The sequence below is a fragment of the Pontibacter virosus genome (assembly GCF_003096355.1).
In the GTDB taxonomy this organism is placed as follows: domain Bacteria; phylum Bacteroidota; class Bacteroidia; order Cytophagales; family Hymenobacteraceae; genus Pontibacter; species Pontibacter virosus.
This window is the reverse complement of sequence record NZ_QEKI01000021.1, coordinates 51624-68552: the sequence shown is the minus strand read 5'-3', so window position 1 is coordinate 68552 and position 16929 is coordinate 51624. Positions and strand designations below refer to the sequence as shown.

At 51.4% G+C, this 16929-nt stretch carries 19 protein-coding genes; 11 read left to right on the top strand and 8 right to left on the bottom strand.

Features of this window, described 5'->3' with window-relative positions; genetic code table 11:
• Positions 1-71 precede the first annotated feature (71 nt).
• A complete protein-coding gene (locus tag C8E01_RS20390; RefSeq protein WP_116545302.1) occupies positions 72-509 on the top strand; it encodes a hypothetical protein in 438 nt (145 codons plus the stop codon).
• A 57-nt stretch (positions 510-566) separates the two neighbouring features.
• On the opposite strand, the gene C8E01_RS20385 is transcribed toward C8E01_RS20390, so the two are convergent.
• Complete coding sequence (locus tag C8E01_RS20385; RefSeq protein WP_116545301.1) at positions 567-1742, bottom strand: THUMP domain-containing class I SAM-dependent RNA methyltransferase; 1176 nt, start codon at positions 1740-1742, stop codon at positions 567-569.
• A 247-nt stretch (positions 1743-1989) separates the two neighbouring features.
• Here C8E01_RS20385 and murB point away from each other — a divergent pair, with 247 nt between their 5' ends.
• The 3 genes from murB (at position 1990) to C8E01_RS20370 (ending at position 4087) form a co-directional block, all read left to right on the top strand.
• A complete protein-coding gene (murB, locus tag C8E01_RS20380) occupies positions 1990-3006 on the top strand; it encodes a UDP-N-acetylmuramate dehydrogenase (protein ID WP_116545300.1) in 1017 nt (338 codons plus the stop codon).
• 102 nt (positions 3007-3108) lie between these two features.
• Positions 3109-3546, top strand: a complete 438-nt coding sequence (locus C8E01_RS20375; protein WP_116545299.1) for a lipocalin family protein — start codon at positions 3109-3111, stop codon at positions 3544-3546.
• Positions 3547-3652: 106 nt separating this feature from the next.
• Positions 3653-4087 carry a hypothetical protein gene (locus C8E01_RS20370; protein ID WP_116545298.1) on the top strand — a complete coding sequence of 145 codons (435 nt, stop codon included), beginning with the start codon at positions 3653-3655 and terminating at the stop codon, positions 4085-4087.
• 30 nt (positions 4088-4117) lie between these two features.
• Here C8E01_RS20370 and C8E01_RS20365 read toward each other — a convergent pair whose 3' ends face one another.
• The gene (locus tag C8E01_RS20365) at positions 4118-6514 is read right to left on the bottom strand and encodes an endonuclease MutS2 (protein WP_116545297.1); all 2397 of its coding nucleotides are present in this window, start codon (positions 6512-6514) and stop codon (positions 4118-4120) included.
• Positions 6515-7019: 505 nt separating this feature from the next.
• Here C8E01_RS20365 and C8E01_RS20360 point away from each other — a divergent pair.
• Together C8E01_RS20360 and C8E01_RS21495 are read left to right on the top strand one after the other, a co-directional pair.
• Positions 7020-7490, top strand: a complete 471-nt coding sequence (locus C8E01_RS20360) for a YhcH/YjgK/YiaL family protein (RefSeq protein ID WP_116545296.1) — start codon at positions 7020-7022, stop codon at positions 7488-7490.
• Between the two features lie 141 nt (positions 7491-7631).
• A complete protein-coding gene (locus C8E01_RS21495) occupies positions 7632-7880 on the top strand; it encodes a hypothetical protein (protein WP_133242803.1) in 249 nt (82 codons plus the stop codon).
• On the opposite strand, the gene C8E01_RS20350 is transcribed toward C8E01_RS21495, so the two are convergent.
• From C8E01_RS20350 to C8E01_RS20335, 4 genes are all read right to left on the bottom strand, one after another.
• Positions 7877-8926: a serine hydrolase domain-containing protein gene (locus tag C8E01_RS20350; protein WP_116545294.1), complete on the bottom strand. Its 1050-nt coding sequence runs from the start codon at positions 8924-8926 to the stop codon at positions 7877-7879. The genes C8E01_RS21495 and C8E01_RS20350 overlap by 4 nt on opposite strands.
• A gap of 23 nt (positions 8927-8949) precedes the next feature.
• Positions 8950-9726 carry a TIGR02757 family protein gene (locus tag C8E01_RS20345; protein WP_116545307.1) on the bottom strand — a complete coding sequence of 259 codons (777 nt, stop codon included), beginning with the start codon at positions 9724-9726 and terminating at the stop codon, positions 8950-8952.
• A 144-nt stretch (positions 9727-9870) separates the two neighbouring features.
• Positions 9871-10854, bottom strand: a complete 984-nt coding sequence (locus tag C8E01_RS20340) for a septal ring lytic transglycosylase RlpA family protein (RefSeq protein ID WP_243409733.1) — start codon at positions 10852-10854, stop codon at positions 9871-9873.
• Positions 10855-10877: 23 nt separating this feature from the next.
• Complete coding sequence (locus C8E01_RS20335; RefSeq protein ID WP_116545293.1) at positions 10878-11648, bottom strand: DUF4905 domain-containing protein; 771 nt, start codon at positions 11646-11648, stop codon at positions 10878-10880.
• Between the two features lie 84 nt (positions 11649-11732).
• Between C8E01_RS20335 and C8E01_RS20330 the strand changes: the two genes are divergently transcribed.
• The 5 genes from C8E01_RS20330 to C8E01_RS20310 all read left to right on the top strand — a co-directional run bounded on the left by C8E01_RS20330 (position 11733) and on the right by C8E01_RS20310 (position 15304).
• The gene (locus C8E01_RS20330; protein ID WP_116545292.1) at positions 11733-13085 is read left to right on the top strand and encodes an NfeD family protein; all 1353 of its coding nucleotides are present in this window, start codon (positions 11733-11735) and stop codon (positions 13083-13085) included.
• A gap of 101 nt (positions 13086-13186) precedes the next feature.
• Positions 13187-13522 carry a hypothetical protein gene (locus C8E01_RS20325; protein WP_116545291.1) on the top strand — a complete coding sequence of 112 codons (336 nt, stop codon included), beginning with the start codon at positions 13187-13189 and terminating at the stop codon, positions 13520-13522.
• Between the two features lie 41 nt (positions 13523-13563).
• Positions 13564-13908, top strand: a complete 345-nt coding sequence (locus C8E01_RS20320) for a hypothetical protein (RefSeq protein WP_116545290.1) — start codon at positions 13564-13566, stop codon at positions 13906-13908.
• Positions 13909-14014: 106 nt separating this feature from the next.
• The gene (gene kdsB / locus C8E01_RS20315; protein WP_116545289.1) at positions 14015-14752 is read left to right on the top strand and encodes a 3-deoxy-manno-octulosonate cytidylyltransferase; all 738 of its coding nucleotides are present in this window, start codon (positions 14015-14017) and stop codon (positions 14750-14752) included.
• Positions 14753-14878: 126 nt separating this feature from the next.
• Complete coding sequence (locus C8E01_RS20310; RefSeq protein WP_116545288.1) at positions 14879-15304, top strand: hypothetical protein; 426 nt, start codon at positions 14879-14881, stop codon at positions 15302-15304.
• A 253-nt stretch (positions 15305-15557) separates the two neighbouring features.
• Here the strand turns inward: C8E01_RS20310 and C8E01_RS20305 are convergent, their stop codons facing one another.
• Together C8E01_RS20305 and C8E01_RS20300 are read right to left on the bottom strand one after the other, a co-directional pair.
• Complete coding sequence (locus C8E01_RS20305) at positions 15558-15905, bottom strand: translation initiation factor (RefSeq protein ID WP_116545287.1); 348 nt, start codon at positions 15903-15905, stop codon at positions 15558-15560.
• A 55-nt stretch (positions 15906-15960) separates the two neighbouring features.
• Entirely contained in the window at positions 15961-16842 is an 882-nt protein-coding gene (locus C8E01_RS20300) for a diacylglycerol/lipid kinase family protein (protein WP_116545286.1), read from the bottom strand.
• Positions 16843-16929: the final 87 nt, after the last annotated feature.

Below are 16929 nucleotides of genomic sequence, written 5' to 3'. Positions count from 1 at the left end.
CAGGCGCAAATAAGAAAAGACCTCGCTTCTGGTGAAGTATATCTTCAAATCGCTATCTTTAGCTAAGAAACGTGCAGAGGTTTTTAGACAAACTGCCGTTCTCAGTAATTGTAAGTATGAATTTTGAACCTCCAATTTCAGAAAGAAAAACAGACGAGCTTATTCAAATGGCTAATTTTCCAGATGATTGGAACCCATTGGCTGTTGAGCAAGCAAAAAATGAACTCGCGATTAGAAACGTTTCACCTGAATATCAGAACAAGAAAGTATCTGTTTGGAAACGGTACAAGGAGAAGAAGAAAATAGTCACTAACAAAAGAAAGGCAACCGAAAGATACTACTGGGATGATTTCATATTCCGTTTAGACGAAGTTATTATAGAAATGCTTTTTGACTGGGACATGAAGAAGGACGGGTACATAAAAAAGCACCAGCAGAGGAAGTATACCTTTGCAGTCATAGGTCTATTGGTAGTTGTTGTTTATGTATTTCTAAAACTGAAAGAATAATTTCTGAGAACACAGTACAGGCTATATACTTCGGCTTCGCCTCGTTCAAACCATTAACTACTCCTTCTCCCCTCTCCTACTGCCCTGGTACAGCTCATACTTGAGCAGGCGGCAATCGATCGCTCCATTGTATAGCGGGGTGCGTCTAGAGGCTCGTAAACCGATACTTTTCGCAGCATCCAGGTTACCGGTAAACACAAAGGCGTCGAAGCCCTGATAGTTGTTCTTGAGCGTGTCCCCGATCTGCTTGTATAATTGGTGAATGTCGTCTGACTGGATACGTTCGTTATAGGGCGGGTTCATAATCAAAACACCCTCTTCGGCCACGGCTTTTGTCTCAAAAAAGTCAGCCATTTCCACTTTGATCACATGCTCGAGGCCGGCGTTCTCGATGTTCTTGCGGGCAGCCAGCACATAGTCCGGGTCGATGTCATACCCAATGATCTGGGCCTGCGGCTCGCGCTTTTCTTTAGCTTCGGCCGTCTTCCATACCATCTCAAAGAGCTCGGCGTTATAGTCTTTCCAGCTCTCAAAGCCATAAGGGTCGCGGCGGAAAATGCCCGGCGCAATGTTCTGCGCCATCAGAGCGGCTTCGATCAGGAAAGTACCCGAGCCGGCCATGGGGTCGATGAAGGTCGATTTTTTGTCCCAACCTGACAGGGCGATGATGCCGGCGGCCAGCACCTCGTTGAGCGGTGCCACATTAGTCTGCAGACGATAACCACGGCGGTGGAGCGAATCGCCGGAAGAGTCGAGCGAAAGGGTGACCATGTTCTCGTGCATGTGCAGGTTCAGGCGCACATCCGGCCTGATGCGGTCCACCGAAGGACGCTCGCCGGTAGCTTTGCGAAACTGGTCCACGATGGCGTCTTTGGTCAGCTGGGCTACAAACAGCGAGTGTTCAAAAGTGGAATGACTCACTACGGCGTCAATGGCGAAAGTCTGGTTCAGGTCCATCACCTCGGCCCAGTTGGTTTTCTGTACCTGTTCGTACAGGTCGCGCTCGTTGCGGGCTTTAAAGTTTCGGATAGGCCTGAGAATGCGAATGGCAGTGCGGCACCAGAGGTTAGCTTCGTAGAGTTGGCGCAGGTTCCCGGAGAAAGAAACAGCCCGGTTGCCTACTTTGATATACTCTACCTCAAGCGCCCGCAGCTCTTCTGCCAACACTTCCTCCAGGCCACTGAGCGTTGTGGCAACTATATTGAAATTATCGCTCTGCTTTTGCTTCGCCATCTTCTATACCTGATTGAACCACAAAAATAGCGTTATTTTAGTTAAGAGTTTAGAGTTAAAAGTTAAGAGTGACTACCTATATGGGAACAGAGGCTTAACAGAACAATTTGACAAAATGATCATTCGATCTATCCCTTATACATGGCCAATTTCAACCGTCATTCACCTTTCACTTCTTCCCCTAACTCATAACTCTAAACTTTCAACTCTTAACTAATAAAACTATTTTTGCCTCAAATACCCGCTTATGAAATTCGAGAAAGACTTTTCCCTTAAACCTTACAATACGTTTGGCATCGATGCCAGGGCCAGGCACTTTGCGCGCTTTGACAGTGTGCAGGAGTTGAAGGAGCTGCTGCAGCGCCCGGAGGTAAAGGAAGAGCCGAAACTTATTTTAGGCGGAGGCAGCAACCTGCTGTTCACCAAAGATTATGAAGGTATCGTGCTGCTCAACGGCATTAAAGGCATGGAAGTGCTGCGCGAAGACGGCGACTATACCTATGTGCGGGCTGGTGGCGGCGAGAAGTGGCACGACCTGGTGCTCTTCTGTCTTGAGCATAACCTGGGCGGCATCGAGAACATGTCGCTTATACCTGGCACGGTGGGAGCCGCTCCCCTGCAGAACATCGGGGCCTATGGCGTCGAGCTGAAGGATGTGTTTGTGGAACTGGAAGCCGTGCAGCTCGAAACCGGCGAGGTCCGTACCTTCGACAAGGAAGCCTGCCAGTTCGGCTACCGCGAGAGCGTATTTAAACACAGCCTGAAGGGGCAGTACGTCGTAGCGACCGTGACCCTGCGTCTCCGCAAAACACCTGAACTGAACACCACTTATGGCGCCATACAGACAACCCTGCAGGAAATGCAGGTGCAGCAGCCCACCATACACGATGTCAGCGCCGCTGTGTGCCACATTCGCCGAAGCAAACTGCCTGACCCGGCACAGATCGGCAACGCGGGCAGCTTCTTCAAAAACCCCGAAATTCCGGTTCTCCTTTTCGATGTGCTCAAGGAACAGTACCCGGATATGCCTGCCTACCCTGTGTCCGAAATCAGCGTGAAGGTTCCGGCTGGCTGGCTGATTGAGCAATGCGGCTGGAAAGGAAAAGTGATCGATAACTACGGCGTACACAAAAACCAGGCACTCGTGTTGGTGAACTATGGCGGTGCTAAGGGCGAAAACCTGCTGCAATTGGCACACGATATCATCCAGTCGGTGCAGGAGAAATTCGGTATTACGCTGCAGCCGGAGGTGAATATTATCTAAGCGCTTTTGCTTTGGGGCAGGGCTAAAATATTTAATTAAACTTCCCTAACTTATTTATACAGGCTGCGATATATAGGGTATACTTCAACAGCTTACCACCCTATGAAACTTTATATATTCCGCTACCTACTTTTAGTCCTGGTACTTCCCTTTGCGCTGGTATCTTGTGACAAAGATGACCCTGAACCTACTAAAACCAACCTCATTGTAGCGCACGAGTGGCAAGGAGACCGCGTACTGGTAGCTGGATCTGATGTGTCAGACCTTCCAGAGATCAAAGAGATGTTCCTCGATATTAAGAGCACCCGCCTGACCTTGCGCCGCGACGGCACCTATACCGCCGTCTACGACCAGGCTGGCACCTCACAGACGACCACCGGCACCTGGGAGTTCAAGGAAAATGAAACGATCATTTACTTCGACCTGCTTGGCGACCTTCAGATAGAAACACTGACTCCGACCAACATGGACCTGATCACCACTGTGAACCGTAACGACACAAACTTCGATGCGAAGGTCCAGTTTGTTAAAAAAGACTAATTTCAGTAAGTTAGGGCTGGCTATTGCCCTACGTGCGTCTGCATGGCATCTTACCCAGCGCAGGACAGAATAAAGGTAATTGATACTTTCACTCAAACTTCATTTCATGAAAATTCAAAAATTGCTCTCCTTCCTGTTTGCCCTGCTTCTGGTAACCAGCATGACCTCGTGCGACAAAGACAAGGACAAAGAGCCATCAAACAGAGATTTGCTGACCGCTGAAACATGGACCGGACACTCCTTCTGGGCATATGGCAATGATATTTCGGATATGTTTTTAGAGCAACTTGGCTTTGACATCAAGAAGAACTCCGTTAAATTCGACAAAGCCGGTACATACGTGGATTCTTATGAGAGAAGCTCGCTGAGCGGCACCTGGGAATTTGCTAATGATGACAAATCCATCATATTCGACAAAGGCACCGATGATGAATACACAGCCAGTGTACTGATGCTCACGGATAAAGAACTTCGCTTAGAACAGACGCTGGATTTTGAAGAGGACGAGCCTGTAACACTGGAGGTTCGATACACCCGATAAACAAAAAGGCTCCCTTACAGGAGCCTTTCTTTATTTCAGTACAGCCAGAGTGGCACCGTCGCCGCCTCTTTCCTCGGCCTCACTGGCCAGGCTAACCACTTCCGGCACAGAGTACAGGTAGTCGCGCACGACCTGCCGCAGCACCCCGTTGCCCCTTCCGTGCACGATCTTGATCTCCGGTATACCCAGCATAATGGCTTCGTCGGTAAAGTTCATCACCTTATTCAAAGCATCTTCGGCATACTCGCCCCGGATGTCAATGGTAGAACCAAAATCGGCCATACGCTGGGTGATGTTCATGCCGCGGGTATAGCCTTCGGCCACTTCGGCTTTCTTCTGCTTTTTAGTAAGCGCCTCAGCTCGTTCGAGGTTATCCACCTTCACGATCGTTTTCAGGCCGCCAAACAATACTTCGGCTGTTTTGCCTTTTATACCGACAATCTCGCCCACAGAGTCCTGCCCGATCAGCGCCACCGTATCTCCGGCTTTGAGCGGACCTCCATTGCTGGCAATCCGTTTGTGGGCAGGCCGCGGTTCTTCTTTACGCACTTGCTCGGTGGCAAACTCCTCGAGTTCGCGACGGGCCAGCTTGGTCTGCTCCTTCTCGGCCTGGCTTTGTTTGATCTGCTGGATGGTTGCCTCGATCTTCTGGTTGGCATCCTTCAACAGGAGTTTAGCCTTGCCTTTAGCTTCGCGCATCACATCCTGCTTGCTCTCTTCCAGGAAGTTCTTCAGGTCGGAGTACTCTTTCACGTTTCGCTTCAGCTTCAGTTCCAGCGCAGTGGCTTCTTTCAGCTTCTTCTCCAGCTCCTGCTTTTCTGTCTCCAGTTCCTCCAAAAGACGGTCGTAGCGGATCTTGTCCTTACCTACCAGACTGCTTGCCTTGTCTACAATGTGCCGTGGCAAACCAATTTTGCGGGCAATCTCAATCGCAAATGAAGAGCCCGGCTTCCCGATCTCCAGTTGATAGAGTGGCTGCAGGTTTTTATGGTCGTAGCGCATGGCCCCGTTCACGATGCCCGGCGTGCGCTCGGCAAAGTTCTTCAGGTTGGTATAGTGCGTCGTGATCACGCCAAACACCTTGCTGTCGTTCAGGTTCTGCAGCACGGCCTCGGCAATAGCACCGCCCAGCACGGGCTCCGTACCGGTACCAAATTCGTCTATCAGCACCAGACTCTTGTTATCGGCCACCGTCACAAACTTTTTCATGTTGGTGAGGTGGGAGCTGTATGTACTCAGATCGTTCTCAATGGACTGCTCGTCGCCGATGTCGATGAAGATGTCGTGAAAGATACCTGCCTCTGAATTACCGGCCACTGGTATCAGCATGCCGGTCTGCAACATGTACTGCACCAAGCCCACCGTTTTCAAGCTCACCGATTTACCACCGGCGTTCGGGCCCGAAATCAGTAGTATGCGCTGCTCGCGGGTCAGTTCCAGATCCATCGGCACCGTTGGCTTGCCCATTTGCTTATGCGACAGGTATAGCAGGGGGTGAATGGCTTCTTTCCAGGCGATGTGCGGGTACTTGTGCAGCTTCGGCATCGTTGCCTCCACCCGACGCGCAAACGCTGCCTTGGCCCGGATAAAGTCCAGCAGGCCCAGATATTGATAAGCTTTGCGCAGCTCAGGTATAAAATTACGGAGCGTATTGGTCAGCCCTACCAGAATGCGGATCAGTTCGCGGTGGTAGGCATTCTCCAGGTCTTTGATGTCATTGTTGAGTTCGAAGATAGATTCAGGCTCAATGTATACGGTCTGTCCCGTGTTCGATTCGTCGTGGATCAGGCCTTTGATACGGCGCTTGTGCTCAGCAATGACAGGTATAACCAGGCGACCACCGCGAATAGTGGGCTCGGCATCGCCGGGTGTCCAGCCTTCATTCTTAGCGTGGCGCATGATCGAGCTGATCGTTTTACGCAATTGTCCCTGCTGCGCGATAAGGTCTCGCTTGTAGCGCTGCAGTTCGGGTGAGGCATCGTCGCGCACGGCACCGGCATCGTCCACCACTTTGTCGAGGGCGGCGATGAGGGAGCGCTCTACCATGATATTAGCACCCAAGGCTTTCAGAGCCTCAAATTTGCCCTCTTCGGTGCTGGAAATGAAGCGCTGCGAGTCGCGGATGGTGCGCAACGACATCTTGATCTCGAAGAAAGCCTGCACCTCCAGGAAAGTACCCGGTATGGCGGCACGGTCGAGGTAGGCGGTTACGTCGAAATAGTGTTGCAGGGGAATCTCGGCATCGGACTCGAGCAGTTGTTTGAACTCGTTCGTTTGTTCTAAAAGGCGCTGCACGAGGTCATGGCGGTTCAGGAACGTCATGCGGCTGACGAACTGCCGACCAAGCGCGCTCAGGCAAAGTTCCGAAAGCATTTCGCGCACCTGCGCAAAGCCAATTTTTATTTCAAAGTTATCTGGATAGATCAATTGTTATCTCTTAGATTTAGGGCAAATTTAGCATATTATAACAAGTAAAGGCGCTGCTTTCGTTCGCTGTGGTTTTATAAATTATTCATTGTTTGGTTTGTTGGTTGTTGGTTGCTTTTCGTACATGATTAACCCACCCCTGCCCCTCCCAAGAGCTGGGCCGTTTCATTCTCTTCTTTTTGTCATCCTGTAAGGATCTTGGTAGCAAGTAGTATAAGCTTAACCTCCCGGGGGAAGGGGCCCTCTATTTCAACCAGGTTTCTTTACAGAATCACAGTAAGTTTTAAGGGCATTCTTTTGGAATGAAACGCCCCTGCTCCCAAGAGGGGAATATCAATGAACGATTTTTCGTGCACAATTAGGGCAGGTTTGATGCACGATTCGGACAGGTCGCGACCTGTCCCTAAAAAGAATCGATCATTTTGCGTAAAACCACAACATTAGGGTTTAACATCGCTGCACAACCAACTTTTTAACTTTCTAACTTCTCAACTTTCTAACTTATATGGTTCTCGACAAACTCACTAATGCCGCCCGCTATACCCGCATGCACCCGCTCTTTGCGCAGGCTTTTCAGTTTTTGCAGGAAGCTGACCTGATGACGCTTCCGCTTGGGCAGAAAGCGATCGTGGGCAAAGACCTCTTCGCGATCATCTCCGAAGGCAGCGGCATACCTGAAAAGGACGCCAAACTGGAGGTGCACCGCAAGTACATCGATATACAGTATGTAATGGAAGGCACCGACCACATGGGTTGGAGAGATCTGGCCCTGTGCAGCGAATCCAATGACCCGTACCTGGAAGAGCGCGACGCTGCCTTCTTTCCGGACTGGCCTGCCTTTTGGTTTGACGTGCCGGCCGGTTCTTTCACCATCTTCTACCCCGACGATGCCCACGCCGCCATGATTACGGAAAAGAATGTGCGCAAAGTTGTGTTGAAGATTGCAGTACAGCCAGAAGGCCCTGTGGAGGCATGAAAAAGTTGTCCGCCGTATTAGTGCTGCTTTTCTGTTCTTTTGCCGCCAAAGCCCAAACGGAACCTGACTCACTAAAGAATAATGTGTTTGGGAGCTACGTTTTTATGCCCATCGAATTTCCGATCATCGATAACGAGGGCTTTGAAGATCCACAATTCCAGAGCGCACCTGGACCTGGGATTCGGCTTAGCCAGGCAGTCTCTTTATTTGGTTAATGCAAGGGTTGGCTACCTGGTGCCGCTGGAGAAATCCCGCTGGACGATCAATGACGAACTGCATCTGAATGCGGTCCCAGATACCAGGTATAAGTTTTACTTCTCCCTCAACATTGGCTTGGGTGCTATTTTAAGTAATAGCGAGGCAAGGAGAAGGGATCCCAGACTCTATTAACGGGTCAATTGCAGCAAGTTTCTAATGAGCCCTGATTCAGTTCGGAGCACAGGGAATTGCCCTAACACATCCAGCAGGCTCGTCAGCAAATGCGTATTGTCAGCTATATTCGAGAAGCAGGCGATCAGCATATCGTTTTCAGGTATACGGATGACGAGGTTGCTGAAGCCGCTGGTGTTGCCGGTATGGTACATTTCCAGTCCCCCGGACTTGCGTCTGCTAAAGAACCAGCCCATTCCGTAGAAGCCGTTAGTATAGCCAGGTATAGGCGCGTAAACTTGCTCCAGTGCAGGCGCCATACCTGCCTGCTGGCTGAGGGCCTGATGCCAGCGGTGGTACTCGCGCACGGATGTATAGATGCAGCCGTCGCCTTTGGTGGCCGTGCAGGTGCCCTGGTCAGCCAATACTATTTCGCCAGCTCCGTTTCGGGCATAACCCATCGCACGTTCAGGTATAGGCTTGCCTTTTTCGTAAAGCATGGTATGGTTCATATCCAGCGGCTCAAAGACGCGCTGCTGCAAAAAATCCGCATAGGCTATACCTGATACCCGCTCCACCACCAGCGCCAGCAGCACATAGCCCGTGTTGCTATACCTGTACTGAGTGCCTGGTGTAAAGTAGGTTCCATTTTGTGAGGCAGCAATAGCAAGTACCTCTTCATCGCCGATCTGCCAGCCAGGCCGCTCCTCCACAAACTCTTCATAATCCAGCAGACCGGAGGTGTGGCTGAGCAAATGCTGGAGCGTGACCTTTGCCCTTATACTTGCCGGAAACTCCGGAAAGAACTGCCGCAATGTATCGTCATAAGACAAGCGCCCCTCATGCTCGAGCAGCTGAATACACATGGCCGTGAACTGTTTGCTCACCGATGCCAAACGGAAAGTAGTAACCGGCGTAATTTTTTCCCCGCTGGTGAGATCGGCTATACCTATACCGCTGGCATACAGCGTCTCTCCAGCCACCGACACCAGCAGCGCGGCACCAGGGCCAATAGAGGTATAACAAGATCTCAGGTGCTCGTCTAAAGCTTTTTGTAGATGCTGCATTAGAATTGGGTTGATGCTATACCTTAAAACTTCTCCTCCACTCCCAGTCCGAACAGGGCGTAATCGTATTTAACCGGATCTTGTGGGTCGAAGGTCCGGAGATGATCCGTTAGTTCTTCCGCCGTTTGCCAGTCCATGCCTTTGCGCGTGATCAGGCCAAGTCGGCGGGCCACCCGCTCTACATGCACATCGCAGGGACAAACCAGGTCGGCTGGTAGCATCGTGTGCCAGATGCCAAAGTCCACACCGCCGTCAGCAGGCCGCACCATCCAGCGCAGGTACATGTTCAGACGCTTGCAAGCCGATTTGCGGGCCGGGGTCGAAATGTGCTTGCGGGTACGGTGTGGGGCATCCTCCAGACTAAAGACCAGGTTGTGAAAATGCTCCAGCCGCTCCTTTTGCGTCTTGATCTGGTTCCGCTCACCCGTAAAGGCCGTTTCCAGGCTCTCGTGCTGCTCGTAGTACCACCTGAACCAATGAATCAGGTAGAGAAGGTCGGTGTCGTTAAAGGTGCGGTGCTTGAAGCCCAGGAAACGCGGCAGGTCCTGCTCCTGGTGCTGCAGGATAAATTCGTGCGGAGCATTGTCCATCAGGTTCATCAGCTTCAGGCAGTTGTTAATGATGGTCTTGCGCTGCCCCCAAGCCAGGATGGCTGCAAAAAAGCCGCTGATCTCGATGTCCTGCTTTTTGGTAAAGCGGTGCGGAATGGACACCGGGTCGTTCGAAATAAAGCTGGGCTGGTTGTAGCGGGCCACCCGGCTGTCAAGGAGGGCTTTGATCTGGGCGATATCCTGTTTCATGTGCTTGGTACGAGAAATGGCGCCCTGCAAGTTAAGGAATAAGCAGCAGGCAGCCCAGCTTCGAGCAGAAGTAGCAGGTATAAAAACAGCAACAAAAAAGCCCGGACATTGCTGCCCGGGCCTTCCCTTTATCGCTATACCTGCTTATGGCATGTAAGACAATTCTACGCGGAACTTCTGGTCGATGGCGCCCAACTTCTGGCAAGCCTTCTTCGACAGACGCACCACCACGTTGTTGTTCTCGCCTGTGTTTGGCAGTTTGCCGATCACGCGCACGTATACCACCTGGTCGTTCATAGCGTTTTTCACCTGCATGATGGTACCTACCGGAGCTGTTTTGTGCAGCGCCAGGTATTTGTTGGTGTCGGCTTTCGGGTCGATCATTTCGGCCATACCGGTCTCAAGAATCTTCTTGGCACCAGAAACAGAGTCTACTATCTCCTCGTCGTCATCGTTAGCTACGGTAGTGGCAGGTGCTGGTGTGGCTGGCTGCGGCGTTAGTACGACGTGTGTATTGGCTGGCGTTGTTACTGCGGCTACCGGCTCTGTCGAAGCCACGGCTGTTTCTTTTACATGATCTTTTGAAATTTCGTCATCTGACTCGCTCACGTAGATCGGATTTTTGGAAGGAACCGGCTGGCCTTTGCCAACGATCAGGAAAGCACCCACGCTGATCGTGTTATCAGGCAGGTTGTTCCACCGCTTGATGTCATCCACTTTCACCGCATGCATGCGCGAGATGGAATAGAGCGTTTGCTGTGGCTCTACCTGGTGCAGCTTTTCGCCGCGGCTATTCACCGTAAAGGTACGGTTGCTGGCAGTGCCTGCCACAGGCGCCTGCTTGATGGCCGGCGCTGCACTGTACTTTCGCGGGATAAGCACAAGCTGCCCGACGTTGATGGTGGTTTCTACAGATGGGTTGGAGTCTACGATCTGGGCGACAGACACACCGTACTTTCTGGAAAGGGCATAAAGCGTTTCTTTTGGCTCTACGCGGTGCTGCACGTACACCTTCCCGTTCTTACGCTCAACACCCACAGAGTCACGCAGGGCAACCAGGTCGAAGGCAGAAGCCGAAATAGGAAGCAGCGGCAGTGCTACAAGGGCGATAAGTAAAATTCGAATCATAGCTAAAAGTGGTAACTATAAAATTAAAGAGAATATGCCTTCAAGGTTGTCTTGTTTTGCACGAAATGCAAGTTGCGCATAAAGATAAAAAAAGTATCTGAACCTACGCCATCAATTGCACCTGCAAGTAACTCATTTAAGAGCAAAAAACCATTTAAATCAAAAACAGCCAGAAAATTATCTAACTTTTTTTCACCTGCTTCTTTGTAGTAACTTACTACCAGACACGTGTCTGTTTCAGCATACTCAAGCGCCCTTACAGGCTCACAATCAAGCTCCTGCATCAGAAAATTGCGGACCTGTTCGAAATAAACTTCCCCTTCGTGGTACAGGTGTGGGTATAGCACAGCCTCAAACCGGAGTTTATGGTAACGCTGCATCCGATCTGCCGCCTCTTTTTGGCGTATATCGTTCTGCAGGGTTTTACCGTAACCGCTTTCCAGCAAAAGCAGTTCCGTCCGTGCCTGATTAACCTCGTAAGCCAACAGCCCATGCTCCTCTACTCCATAAAAGGCCAGATCCGGCTGCTGCCACAAGGCCTTGCCTGAGTCAACTGCAAAGGCCCGTATACCTTTGTGCTGCCCCAGTTTGCGGTCGCCGTAGCCGTGCAGGTATAGCACCTGCTCGTGCACGTCCTCCAGCCCCAGCCACCAGGTGTTATGATCAGGCAGTTTCAACTCCAACAGCTGCCCATCTGCATGGTGCAAGGTATAGAAGCGGGTCTGCAGCAGGTCGGCGTCACGCACCTCCAACGCCAGCCAACCTCCGGGTGTATCCAGGCGGATACGCCACACGGGCGCCTCAAAATCGTATTTAAAAAGTAGGGAAAGAATAAGCGGGATTTTTTTAGTACCTTATTTCCGATTAAGCCCAAATGTATGAAATCTAACGCAAAAATCTGGCAATGGCCCTCGCTCCTCTTGTTAGCCCTTCTCTTTTCTTTCACGGCCGCCCGGGCTCAGGAGCAGCAGCGGCAGAAGGTGTTTATCATGGAGATCGGATCGGAGATCGACCCGCGCACCAACCGCTATACCCAACTGGCCCTCGACGAGGCCACCCGCGTGGAGGCTGACCACATTTTGCTAAAGCTGAATACCTACGGCGGCGCCGTGAATGACGCCGACGCCATCCGCCTGCGCCTGCTCGAGTATCCGAAGCCGATCTATGTGTTCATCGACAAAAACGCGGCCTCGGCCGGAGCGCTCATCTCCATTGCCTGCGACAGCATCTACATGGCGCCGGGTGCCAACATTGGGGCAGCCACGGTGGTTGGTGCCGACGGGCAGGCCGCTCCCGGCAAGTACCAGAGCTACATGCGCTCCATCATGCGCTCCACTGCCGAAGCTAACGGCCGCAACCCCGGACTGGCCGAAGCCATGGTGGACGCCGCCGTTGACAGCACCTTGTCAGCAGATCAGGTGCTTACCCTCACCACCTCCGAAGCCATCCAACATGGCTTCTGCGAAGGACAGGCCAATAACATTGACGAGGTGCTGCAAAAGCTTAATCTGCAGGACGCCGAGATCATCCGCTACGAACTCAGCACCACCAACAAGGTCATCTCCTTTTTCCTGAATCCTGTCATCAGCGGTATTCTCATTCTGATCATCATCGGCGGACTCTGGTTTGAGTTGCAGACCCCGGGTGTGGGTTTTCCGCTCATAGCCGCCATTATCGCCGGCGTGCTTTACCTGACGCCCTTTTACCTCAACGGACTGGCCGAGCACTGGGAGGTCCTGCTCTTCATCGTGGGGCTGGTGCTGATTGGGCTGGAGGTGTTTGTGGTGCCGGGATTCGGGGTGACAGGTATAAGTGGCATCACGCTGGTGTTTTTGTCGCTGCTCCTGATCATGGTCAACAACCAGGCTTTTGACTTTACTTTCGTATCGTCTGAGCGCCTGATGGAAAGCCTCGTATCGGTGCTGCTGGGTATGATCAGTGCCGTGATCATTGTGGTACTAACCTGGAACCGCGTACTGGGAAGCCGTGCCTTGCGCCGTGTCACCCTAGTCAACACCTTCGACAGCAAAGAAGGTTACCGCTCGAGTAATTCAGTGGAGCACCTGATTGGCAAGACAGGTATAGCCTATACCCGCATGGCCCCAAGCGGACGTGTGATGATAGACGACAACGTATACGATGCGCAGGCCCGCGACGGCTTCATCGAAAAAGGCGACTCGGTACAGGTGATCGACCAAAGCACTTTTGCGCTGCGGGTGAAGAAAGTGTAGGAGTTGGAGGGTTTAAGAATTAGTGAAAAGTCCTGCTGCTGCCATGCAACCCCTAAGATGTAATTAGGGTCCTGTGAAAGGAACTAACCTTTAATTAACAGATGAAAAAATTCAAACTATACCTGGTGGCTCTGCTCGCTCTAATGTTTACCGCCTCTTCCTGTGACAAGGACGATGGGCTGGATGTGATGGAAGCGACCGCTACCCTGATGTGGTCAGGTGACTATGCCGTGGATGGATGTGGTTTCAGTGTTTATTTAAAAGACCAACACTATAAGCCTGAGAATGAACAGGAAATAGACGACAAGTTCAAGACCCAAGAGGCACATACCGTTCGCATCAAATATACCTTGCCTGCCAAACCCAGGGAGTATACCTGCGGATGGGGAACGCATAAAAGAAGTGCCATACGTCTGCTTTCCGTTAAAGAGGCATAGCCTTTTATCTTACAGCATCACTCACCCACAAACTATACCTGATGAAAAACTTACTCTTTTCGGCTATTCTAGCTTTGATAACAACTCTGGCCTTTACGGCTTGCCAGAACAATTCGGACGGAAACGCTGAAACAGATGAGGCCATCCTGATCTGGTCGGGAGAGTACATGGTAGACGGCTGCGGCTTTGAGGTGGAAATAAACGGAAAACGCTTTAAACCAGACAACGAAAACGAAATGGACGAGGCGTTCAAGGTAGAGGGCGAAACACCTGTGATCATCACCTACGAAAAGCTGGGGCGCCAGCTCGACATCCGCTGCGGACTGTCGACGCAAAGCAGGGCCATGGATGCCATCCGGGTGCTATCGGTGAAGAAACGAACCTAGTCCTCCTGCCAAGCTTTTTATACCTGCCTGCTGCATTACTCCTATCTCTTGCGTAACTTGCTGGGGCCTGCCGCTGCATGGCCGGCCACAGAAAACCGTCTGCCTTATGCAAATACTCGGCATTATTCCTGCCCGCTACGCCTCCACTCGTTTTCCCGGAAAGCCACTCGTCGACATCAACGGCAAAAGCATGATCCAGCGGGTGTACGAACAGGCTTCATCATCTGGTTTAACTGATGTTATCGTAGCCACTGATGATCAACGCATTCTGGACCATGTGCAGAAATTCGGAGGCAAAGCAGTTATGACGGCAGCACATCACCAAAGCGGTACCGACCGCTGCTTCGAAGCCTACCAGTTGTACGACCAGCCTTTCGACTATGTGATCAATATACAGGGCGACGAACCCTTTATCAAGCCCGAGCAGATTGAACTGGTTGCCACTTGTTTCAACAATCCGCAGACGCAACTGGCGACCCTTATCAAGAAGATCAACACGCCGGAGGAGCTCTTCAACGTCAATGCGCCCAAAGTTGTTGTAAGCCGTCATGGGGAGGCCCTGTACTTCAGTAGGCAACCAATACCTTACTGCCGCAACGTCCCCAACGACATCTGGCACAAACAACATACTTACTACAAGCATATTGGTATCTACGGCTACCGCACCGACATCCTGGAGCAGATCACCCAGCTACCCCCTTCCAGCCTCGAGCTGGCTGAGTCGCTGGAGCAACTGCGCTGGCTCGAGAACGGTTTCCGCATCACCACCGCCATCACCGAGCTCGAAACCATCGGCATCGACACCCCGGAAGATTTGGAGAAAGTTAGAGAGTTTGGGAGTTAAGGAATTAAAGAATTGAGGAGTTTGAGAGTTTCAGGATTATCAGGCAAACCACTAAATAAAGAATATCATACACGCTATTAACAATTTAGCAATCAATATTTTAACCATAGAATAAGCAACTATATCTTGAAGCACTATATCTTGCAGCGGTTTGTGAAGTTGAACTTATACTTCTTCGGAATGTACGGGCTACTGACTGCGGTTTGGTTTGGGTTTACCGGAAGGTTCTCAGAAGATACTTCCGGGGCGATCAGTGAGATCCTGGTAAATGCCGCTATCTTCTCACTGCTGTTTACAATTGCTCTGCTAGTGTGGTATAGGAGAACGGAAGTCAGAATACCGGTGAAGAGCATCTCTCCAAAAGCGCTTGATCAAAAACTGATAGAGATTGGCTACGAGCGTATACCTTGCAAGAACAAGGGAGCCGTACAGGTATACAAACCCCGTCCCCCAAAAGCCCCTGCCCTGGCCGGCCGCCTGTTCGTGCAAAAATCTGCTAACTTCTACCACCTGCAAGGTCCGGTGAGCAAGCTCAAGAGTCTGGAGGTTTAGGAGTCTAGAAAGATTGTCGTGTCGTGTCGCCACAATCTAACATTGCTCTCGGTTGCACGCTTGCATGCTCCTCCGGACACAGATGTCCGGAAGTATTTCTGCAGGGGACACCCATGTCCCGTATACCTGCAAAATCAACTCGTCAATCGGGGATTAGGAAATCCCCTACCGTTAATCTCGGGACTGAAAAATCCCGAAGAGCTGTGGAAACTCTTATGCGCAGAAGAGCCTTATAGCAGCATCTCTTGAAAACTTACCCACCCGCCTTCTTGGCTTTATAGCCGACGGCCTGGAGTACATGCAGCACTTTGTCACGGAAATCGCCTTGAATCAGGATCTCACCTTCTTTGGCAGAGCCACCAACACCGCATTTGTTTTTAAGCATTTTGCCAAGTTCCTTCAAGTCATCGTCTGTCCCAATAAAGCCAGCGACCAGGGTGACCTGCTTGCCGCCACGAGATTTTTTATCGAGCATAACTTTCAGGTTCTGTTGCTGCGGCGGGAGCGTTTCAGCCTCGTTTCCCTGCTCATACTCATAGTTGAAATCAGAATTGGTGGAGTACACCACTCCTTGTCTACCTTTTTTATTCTTGTCGCTCATAATCTTGTTTTCTATACCTTTAGCGTACTAGCATACCTCAGCGTACCACCATGCTTTAGCGTGCCACTACATGCAATGACTGCGGCACCATGCGCACCTCAAATTCTTTTGCCTTGCCCAGGTATTCCCCGTCGGCATGATGCATCATCTCGTGGTCTGTCTGCACCGTTACGCCCTCGGTCTTGAAGTACTCTGCGCTGTCGGCACTTGCCGGTTTGTTGGCCAGCATCGCGTAGCTTAGCTGCAAGGCTTTAAACATATCCAGTTTACGCACCAGGCACACGTCCAGCATACCATCCTGTATGTCAGCCATGGGGGCTATATAGGCGTTGTTGCCGTACTGTGCCGCATTGGCAAAGGCCATTACAAACAGCTCTGTTTCGATGGTTTTGCCGTTGATATGGGCCTTTACCGGCAGGTGCCGGTAGTTGCGCACCTCCTTCAGGATCAGCTCGACATAGGTCTGCAAACCGCGCTTCTTGCTCCCGGCAAACACCGAACTAATGTAGGCATCAAAGCCTATACCTGCCGTCGTAAAGAAGGGTCGCCCGTTGATCGTCCCACTATCTATTTGCGTGCGGTGACCGTGATTGAGAAAACGAATGGCAGCATCGACCGTGAGCGGTACCTGCAGGTGGCGGGCCAGTCCGTTGCCCGAGCCCCTGGGGATGATGCCCAGCGCCGTTTTGGTATGCAGCAATCCCTGCGCCACCTCGTTTACAGTGCCATCGCCCCCAACGGCTATTACAGCATCGTAGCCCTGCGTGGCCGCTTGCCTGGCCAGTTCCGGGGCATGCCCCGCATAGTCTGTGTACACGATATCGTGGTCAAACTTTTTGTGGTCCAGGTGGAGTTTGATGCGGGCGGCTACATCAACCTTGCGGCTGGGTCCGGACGTGGGATTGATGATAAACCGGAAATGGGGACGTTCGCTCATATACGCTCAGGAAAGATCAAAACCTCTGCTAACTGGTTTAATTCTACGCAAAATAACCTATTCTGCCCGAGAATAAAAAAAGCCCGA